Source organism: Leuconostoc sp. BM2 (assembly GCF_002095565.1).
GTDB lineage: Bacteria > Bacillota > Bacilli > Lactobacillales > Lactobacillaceae > Leuconostoc > Leuconostoc falkenbergense.
On sequence record NZ_MOWQ01000021.1, the window covers coordinates 22,162 to 29,498 of the forward strand.

At 37.8% G+C, this 7,337-nt stretch carries 10 protein-coding genes; 1 reads left to right on the top strand and 9 read right to left on the bottom strand.

The genetic code is table 11. The features are described from left to right. Positions 1–23: 23 nt before the first annotated feature. From BMG01_RS06735 to BMG01_RS06775, 9 genes are all read right to left on the bottom strand, one after another. A complete protein-coding gene (locus BMG01_RS06735) occupies positions 24–311 on the bottom strand; it encodes a hypothetical protein (RefSeq protein ID WP_004910176.1) in 288 nt (95 codons plus the stop codon). After that, positions 308–721, bottom strand: a complete 414-nt coding sequence (locus tag BMG01_RS06740) for a prepilin-type N-terminal cleavage/methylation domain-containing protein (RefSeq protein ID WP_004910180.1) — start codon at positions 719–721, stop codon at positions 308–310. Before BMG01_RS06740 ends, BMG01_RS06735 begins: the two co-directional genes overlap by 4 nt. Next, positions 708–917, bottom strand: coding sequence for a hypothetical protein (locus BMG01_RS06745; protein WP_004910184.1), 210 nt, complete (start codon positions 915–917; stop codon positions 708–710). Before BMG01_RS06745 ends, BMG01_RS06740 begins: the two co-directional genes overlap by 14 nt. Further along, positions 901–1,293 carry a prepilin-type N-terminal cleavage/methylation domain-containing protein gene (locus BMG01_RS06750; protein WP_036066195.1) on the bottom strand — a complete coding sequence of 131 codons (393 nt, stop codon included), beginning with the start codon at positions 1,291–1,293 and terminating at the stop codon, positions 901–903. The genes BMG01_RS06745 and BMG01_RS06750 overlap by 17 nt, the downstream gene beginning before the upstream one ends. Further along, complete coding sequence (gene comGC / locus BMG01_RS06755; RefSeq protein WP_004910189.1) at positions 1,277–1,588, bottom strand: competence type IV pilus major pilin ComGC; 312 nt, start codon at positions 1,586–1,588, stop codon at positions 1,277–1,279. The genes BMG01_RS06750 and comGC overlap by 17 nt, the downstream gene beginning before the upstream one ends. Further along, complete coding sequence (locus BMG01_RS06760; RefSeq protein WP_036068600.1) at positions 1,585–2,622, bottom strand: type II secretion system F family protein; 1,038 nt, start codon at positions 2,620–2,622, stop codon at positions 1,585–1,587. The genes comGC and BMG01_RS06760 overlap by 4 nt, the downstream gene beginning before the upstream one ends. Beyond that, positions 2,561–3,502 carry a competence type IV pilus ATPase ComGA gene (comGA, locus tag BMG01_RS06765; protein WP_004910194.1) on the bottom strand — a complete coding sequence of 314 codons (942 nt, stop codon included), beginning with the start codon at positions 3,500–3,502 and terminating at the stop codon, positions 2,561–2,563. The genes BMG01_RS06760 and comGA overlap by 62 nt, the downstream gene beginning before the upstream one ends. 114 nt (positions 3,503–3,616) lie before the next feature. Further along, positions 3,617–5,473: a S9 family peptidase gene (locus BMG01_RS06770; protein WP_233127280.1), complete on the bottom strand. Its 1,857-nt coding sequence runs from the start codon at positions 5,471–5,473 to the stop codon at positions 3,617–3,619. Positions 5,474–5,561: 88 nt separating this feature from the next. Beyond that, on the bottom strand, positions 5,562–6,407 hold the full coding sequence (locus BMG01_RS06775; RefSeq protein ID WP_004910198.1) for a bifunctional 5,10-methylenetetrahydrofolate dehydrogenase/5,10-methenyltetrahydrofolate cyclohydrolase: 846 nt from the start codon (positions 6,405–6,407) through the stop codon (positions 5,562–5,564). Between the two features lie 78 nt (positions 6,408–6,485). Here BMG01_RS06775 and BMG01_RS06780 point away from each other — a divergent pair, with 78 nt between their 5' ends. After that, entirely contained in the window at positions 6,486–6,965 is a 480-nt protein-coding gene (locus BMG01_RS06780; protein ID WP_004910199.1) for a ComE operon protein 2, read from the top strand. The last annotated feature ends 372 nt before the right edge of the window (positions 6,966–7,337 follow it).

The window sequence follows — 7,337 nt, forward strand, 5'->3', positions numbered from 1 at the left end:
CGGTTTTCCAACCTTTTTCAAGGTTATTTCACAAGCAGTGGTACCTTTACACAACGATCATGAACTGACACACAAATTTCCTGATGAACGACTGTCGCCACCATACTATCAATCGTTAATGACTTATCGCCATTTGTTGCATACGACAAGCTTAGTCGTGCTTGCAACAAATTAATTTTTGTCAGCTGTATCAATTTTGATTGTGCTCGCAACTGTTCATTAAAGGCTATATTTTGTAACACAAATACTGTGCTCAACGCGCCTAATATTGTTACTGCAGTGACTAAAACGTATGCTTGTTTTCTGTTCATGGTGCTACCGCTTTCTGTAAAAATAATATGCCACGAATGGTTTGATTATTAATCTTTATTGACAACTTAAAATGACTACCACAGGCCATGACAGTTAAGTCGTTGATATTTTCCATTAAGATAATTTGCCCACTGCCTGAAGCAATCAACTGTAATTTATGATTTTTAACCACTAATGTCATTGTTTTACCGTCAGTACTTATCATATTAATAGCATGTTTATCATTATCTTTTACTCTATATTTTTGGATTTCTAGTTGATGGAGGGTTGTTTGAAATGAGGTATTGTAATCTGGTTGAGTCACTTGACTTAGATGAGGTATCAAAAACTGAATTGTTGTCATAAATAATGCTGCCAAACTCAAGGCAATCAATGATTCTAATAAAGTAAACGCTCTATTCGCTGGCATACTTGTCCCACGCTTCCAAAGCATCAATCTTTTCTTTTTGCAAAGTAGATAATTCCTTGTTCAGTTGACAATGTTGTCTTTGAAATTGATGAAATTGATCATATTCAAACACAACAAAAGTTCCCATTAAACTTAATGCAAGCATTGCTTCAGCTAAAACAAAACCCTTTTGCCTATGGTTATTTTTTAGATACACGATATTCACCACCTCCTAAACTGAAAATAATGTTGATATTTGGCGAACCATCAAGCGTGATGGTTATAGGCGCAACATAACCTGTTGGCAAAACACTTATTTGTTGCCGAACACATTTTGAATAATTTAGCGGATAAGGTATGTGCTCACCGTCTATCAACATCTCAGACTGATCAAAAATAACTGTTACCTGACGGCCTTGACTCTGAGCAGTTAGCCGCGCATTTTGCCACCTCGTTTTAAACGTTGCCAACCATTGATCTGTATTTTTTCCTACTGTCTTTGGTGGCTGCGCGCCAATTACCAAGCATAAACTAACGATGAGTAATGTGATTAATGACTCAACCAACGTGAATCCACTATTGGTGAGCTTCATTATTCACAATTGTAATTTTAAGGTCTTGCACTTTTTGTAGTTGCTTGTCAGTTAAATAAGCATTTGCTTTTAGTTTAGAAATGGTCACCTCACTGTCATCTGGGTGATCATTTTGATACAAATCAATTTGTGTTTGTACTGTTGTCACCATTGCGGCAGCATGAGTCGTCACAGCATGTTTACGTTGTGCATTTAAGTTGGGCAAAATAATTAACATTAGTAAGCTAACAATAAATAAAACAATTGCTGCTTCAATTAATGTAAATCCGCTATGTTTTTTTCTAAAACGTTTCATTTATACAATCCTCCTATGGCATGATACATTGGTAGCAGCATGCTGAGATATAAACCAATAATCGCTATGCCGATGATGCCAAAAAAAATCGGCTGCAATGTACCGATTAAACGGTCGGCTTGCTGCATTAACAGTTTAAACTGTGTTTTTGCGTAATAATCTAAGTAACGAGCTAACGTTTTTGGGGTATAACCCCTAATAAAATAACCGGCCAATGACTGGTTCAAAAATTGCTTAGATAAAATGTATCGGTCAATCTGTCCTCCTGTCTTTAAAAATTTTTGCGCATCTTGCGCTAAACAGACTGATGCTGAATGATTGTTTTGACACGCAATGGCATCAATAACATCTGGTAAAGTTAACCCACCTGACAACATTGACGCTATTTGTTGACTAGCTTGATACGACACAACCGTTTTAGTCATCAAACTAATTATTGGTATTTTAGACATAACATTAAGCCTGTTTATCCAGTTCATACGCCGCCAAAATTGCCAAATGATTATTATCAGTAGGAGTGCCATCATTAATATTACAATGGCGCGAGCATCATAAACCCCTGTTACTTGTGACGATTTTTGCCATTGATTCAATATTGGGTAAAGAAAAAATTTAAGCCCCAATAGCATGGTTCCTAGTATCGCTAACAAGATAATCGGATAACGCATCACTTGTTTTACTTTATTTTGTTGTTGTGCAATTTGGGCCAAATTTTGCCCCATTTTTACCAATGTATTGGCTAAATCTCCGTGTTCGTGGGCTAAATTCAGCTGAACCAATATACTTTGATTCACGTACATAGACATTATACTAGGGAAAGACTGCCCTTCATGAAGTCCATCTCTAATCACACTTAATTGACGATGCCACTTTTGATGAGCATCTGTCATAATGTCAATGCTTTCACCAATGCTATATCCAGAAGCTAATAGGTCACCCAGCTCCTGAAAAAATTGCACTTGATCACTTGTTTTAAAGCGACTGAAATGTTGTTCGCGTTGCTGATGTAATTTTGCCTGCCAAACATGCTTCATCAAGAACCTCCTGCCATTGTGTTGTGAAACCGGTAGCCGTCGTAATGTCACTGCCAAAGAGCACATCAGCAATCGCTGCTTGATCCCCTGATATCATTGGCACTAATCTTTGATAAACTACCATCGCTAGTGCCGCCAATAATTGATTATAATCCACACCTAACTCTAGCAAGCGCAACACAATTTCTCGCGCCGACATGGCGTGTATCGTGCTGACAACCAAGTGTCCACTTAAAGCAGCCTGCACGACTGCTTTAGCTGTTTGATAATCTCGAATTTCCCCAATTAATAAAATCTCTGGGCGGTGCCGCAAAGCAACTTTTATTAAAGCTTCATAACCAATCCCAGCTGCTTCATTAACTTGTAACTGAACAAAGTTAGGATTTCTAATTTCTACTGGATCCTCAATTGTTAAAACTAGCTTGTTGTTGGCAATATTTTCCAACAAGTGATAAAGCGTCGTTGTTTTGCCTGAACCAGTCGGCCCAGAGATGAGAAATAAACCCGACTCTGGTAAACCAAGTTGCATTTGCTCAAATTGCTTTGAAGATAGCCAATGTTGCTTATGATGCTCAGAATAGATAAGACGTAAGACCACAGTTTCACGATTCAAAAAATCACCAACACTCGAAACACGAATCCACACTTGTGCACCACGAAAACGGCCAAGCTGCGGCCGACGCCTTTCTGATATATTCATTTTTGCACGATACTTAATTGCTGATATTAATTTTTCTGCATGATCATCTGCCATGCTAGTTTCAGAAACTAAACCACCATTCAGATGAAATTTGATGACATACTTGTTATCATCATTTGGCAAAATATAAATATCATTAACTCGTTGTCTTTTAGCTTTTTCCAACATATCATCAATCATTATTCAAAATTTGTACCCCTTTTATGTTTTTGAGCTCATAGTATCATACGTTGCTAAGCTACTCGACTCACAAAAAAACACTTAGCTCATGTTGAGCTAAATGCTTTTGACGGGTTAATTTTTAAATTTAGAAAACCAATTATTCATGACTTCAATCCGCGCGATGCGAAGATTTGGTCGACCGTTTCTGGAAACACCGTGAAAACTCTCAGGCAATCGTACTAATTCGATTGGTGTATCTGTTTGTGTTTTAATCGCCATGAAGTATTCTTCTGACTGTCCCAAAGGTGTCCGTAGGTCATATTCACCATGCAGCAGTAAAATAGGTGTTCGTACATGCTTAGCGTAGGCTAATGGCGATGCCGCCCATAATTTTGAAATATTATTATTTTGCAAATCCAATTTTAATTCAGTCTTTGTAAAATCATAACCAATGTCGCTTGTACCAAACATACTAATCCAATTAATGACTGGTCTTTGAGCAACAGCTGCTTTAAAGCGGTGATCATGACCAATAATCCAAGTAGTCATATAACCACCATAGGAGCCACCTGCCACAAATATATTATCAGCATCAATCACACCAGGAAATTTTGATATAGCCGCTTCAAAGCCAGTCATAACATCGCGATAGTCTTGCTCCCCATAATGCCCAATCACACTTTTCACAAAATCTTGACCATACGAAGTTGAACCATGTGGATTAGTAAAAACGACATTATATCCAAGTGCGACCCACATTTGAAATTCCCAAAAGAAAGCATCAGCATAAGCCGCATGTGGTCCGCCATGAATGTACAATAATGTTGGTGCAGGTTGTTGTTGCGCGCGCATTAACCAACCATCAACCATCGAACCGTCTTCTGAAGCAAATTGATATTTTTGAGCAATTATAAACGCCTCTTTTGAATCTGGTCGATACAAAATCTCCCCTTGCCTATTTTCAATTTGTGAAGGTATATTGGTATAAGAAGTGATCAGCGCTTCTGACGTAAAAGATAAAATAGCGCGTTGCGTATCATCTAGTAACGTCAAAATACCATCTGTTGTCAAACGGTATAGGCGGTTGTGACCATGATAAGTCGCAACAAATTCAATTTCCGTATCATTTAGCCAAAGCAATTGATGAACGCTCTTTAAAAAGACCACATCACTCATCGTATCTTGCAAAGCATCAACATCAGAATCAAATATAGGTGTGAGAGTATCTCGTTTAATATCATATAGATACACACCAAAAATTCTCGCATTTGTATATTGCTCATCATGGGCAATCAGTGCGATTTTTTCACCAAGTGGATCAAACACCCCATCCATAGTTAACCCATTTGGCAGATCACGACTCACTTCAATTGTCTGACCATTAACCAACAAAAACGTTTTATTGCTCTCCCCAAGGCCTGCAATGTTATCAGTTTGCGTCAATAATAATTTATGATCAAATTGATCTAATAACGTCGTGCGCGTGGTAGTCTTTAGAACAACTTTTGTCAGATCTTTAGAAATATCTAAATAGGTAATACGATATTGAGTTGATTCATCAATGAGACCATATCCGTCAGCTTTATAATTTTTTTCAGTAATGCGACGTGGCGTTGGTCGCTGTGATAATATGGGCGTTGGTGACTGATGAACCGTCATGGTCAGATAATAAACATGATCATTATCCGCTTTTGCTGTGTATTGATGAATCCCTGCTGCCTCGAATGTTTTTTGTTCACCCGCAACAAACAATTGCGCAACACCATCAATCTTTTGTAGATAAGCTAACTGTCCATTCGCATTTTGTGGTGCCCATGCATCTTCAGCAATCAAACTGGTTTGTCCATCTGCTAGTTTCCAAATACTATGTTGTGTATCATTTTCAACATCACGTAACTGCGTTTGTGTAAAATAGTAGATTTCACCAATCTTGATTAATTGACTCAAACTTTTGATGTTAAACAATGATTTATCTAATTTTTTCATCATTTACCTCACTTATAATTTCAAGTCTATCATAAATTGTGAACAAAAAAAGAAGTTATAAAGCCTTTTAAGGCCATTACTTCTCATTAAACTATTTATTTTGTTCCGCTAATGTAACTGTATTTTCTAATAAAGTAGCAATTGTCATTGGTCCTACACCACCAGGCACTGGCGTAATAAAATCCGCAATACCCTGTGCTGAATCAAAATCAACATCACCAGTGGCTTTGCCATCAACAACATTCATCCCCACATCAATGACAGTTGCACCTTGTTTCAAGTCTTTCCCTTTAATAAAATTAGGAATACCAACACCAACAGCCACAATGTCAGCAAACTTAAGCAAACGTTTCAAAACATCTGGCTCAGTAAAACGATGCGCCACAGTCACCGTTGCATCTGCATTATTTAACAAGGCTGACATTGGTCGTCCAAATAATTGAGACCTGCCAATTACTAAAGCTACTTTGCCTTTTGTAGGAATATGATAATAATTTAACAATGACATCACACCTTGTGGCGTCGCGGCGACGGTATATGGCTCTAAAGCATCACCAAACAGCATCCCTTGAACTGTTGCACCTAAACCGTCAGCATCTTTGGACGGTGCAACTGCAGAAAATACTTGTCGTTCCTTAATGACTTTAGCTAGTGGACTTTGAACTAAAATACCTGTCACGTCATCATCAGCGTTTAAAGATTCAACTAACGCAATAACACTTTCGGTCGTTTCATCTGCGCCAACAGGAATATCACGTGTTTGAATGCCAAGCTTGGCTGCTTTCCGAGACTTCATGCCAACATATAATTGACTACCTTCATTGTCTGGGTCGTAAATCACAGCAAGAGTAACTGGCTTATCTAGGCCCGCCACACGTTGAGACGTTTTGTCATTAATTATTTTGGCAACTTTGGCACCGTCAAGTAACTCTGTCATTCAAAAATCTCCTTCAATCTTCACAATATTTTGTTATACTCATTCTATCAGATTCAAAAACAAAACGAGGCACATTATATGGATACACGTATTAGTTGGGACCAATATTTCATTGCACAGGCAGCCATTTTGTCAACACGATCGACATGTACAAGATTACACGTAGGCGCTATTATTGTGCGAGAGCATCGCATAATAGCAAGTGGTTATAATGGCAGTGTCGCAGGCACACCCCATTGCACTGAGGTCGGTGATCTCATTGTCGATGGTCATTGTGTACGAGCCGTTCATGCCGAACAAAATGCGCTGATGCAAGCAGCTCAAATGGGCATTAGCGTCGACGGCGCAGAAGTTTACGTCACAGATGTACCATGCGTGCAATGCACTAAGCTCTTGCTTCAAGCAGGTATTCGTAACATTAACTTTATGCGTGATTATCATAATGATCCATTTGCTGAAGAACTGTTACGTCAAAAACACGTTTCACTTAAGCAAGTACCATTTTCATCACAAACAGCCCATCAAATTGATTTAAATCAATTTATTGCTCATGAATGATGACCTTGAATTTGTAAGAAAAAACGCACAATTAACGAACTATTTTCAAGTTTATCATATTTTTTACTTTTAGAAAACGAATAGCATTTAAAAACATTTTTTGTAATTAAAAATCAGTAAAAACCCAATACTGCCAACCGCTGAAAGGTTTGTTACAATTCTGTAACACGCAAATAAAAGCGTCAGAATAACGTTTTAAAAAACGTACAAATTTGCTATTAATAAGTGATTTCGTTAATATTTAAGGTAGATTGTAAAATTAAACCGAACACTTGAATAAAAAAGCCGCAGCGCCTTTAATGGTAATTGTCTAAAACAACCATAAAGGAACTGCGACTCATGACTAGTTTATCATCTCAAGAACGCACTGTC

Coding starts and splice junctions, on each gene's coding strand:
- BMG01_RS06735 (WP_004910176.1), bottom strand. CDS start 311: ATGAACAGAAAACAAGCATACGTTTTAGTCACTGCAGTAACAATATTA.
- BMG01_RS06740 (WP_004910180.1), bottom strand. CDS start 721: ATGCCAGCGAATAGAGCGTTTACTTTATTAGAATCATTGATTGCCTTG.
- BMG01_RS06750 (WP_036066195.1), bottom strand. CDS start 1,293: ATGAAGCTCACCAATAGTGGATTCACGTTGGTTGAGTCATTAATCACA.
- comGC (WP_004910189.1), bottom strand. CDS start 1,588: ATGAAACGTTTTAGAAAAAAACATAGCGGATTTACATTAATTGAAGCA.
- BMG01_RS06760 (WP_036068600.1), bottom strand. CDS start 2,622: ATGAAGCATGTTTGGCAGGCAAAATTACATCAGCAACGCGAACAACAT.
- comGA (WP_004910194.1), bottom strand. CDS start 3,502: ATGATTGATGATATGTTGGAAAAAGCTAAAAGACAACGAGTTAATGAT.
- BMG01_RS06770 (WP_233127280.1), bottom strand. CDS start 5,473: ATGATGAAAAAATTAGATAAATCATTGTTTAACATCAAAAGTTTGAGT.
- BMG01_RS06775 (WP_004910198.1), bottom strand. CDS start 6,407: ATGACAGAGTTACTTGACGGTGCCAAAGTTGCCAAAATAATTAATGAC.
- BMG01_RS06780 (WP_004910199.1), top strand. CDS start 6,486: ATGGATACACGTATTAGTTGGGACCAATATTTCATTGCACAGGCAGCC.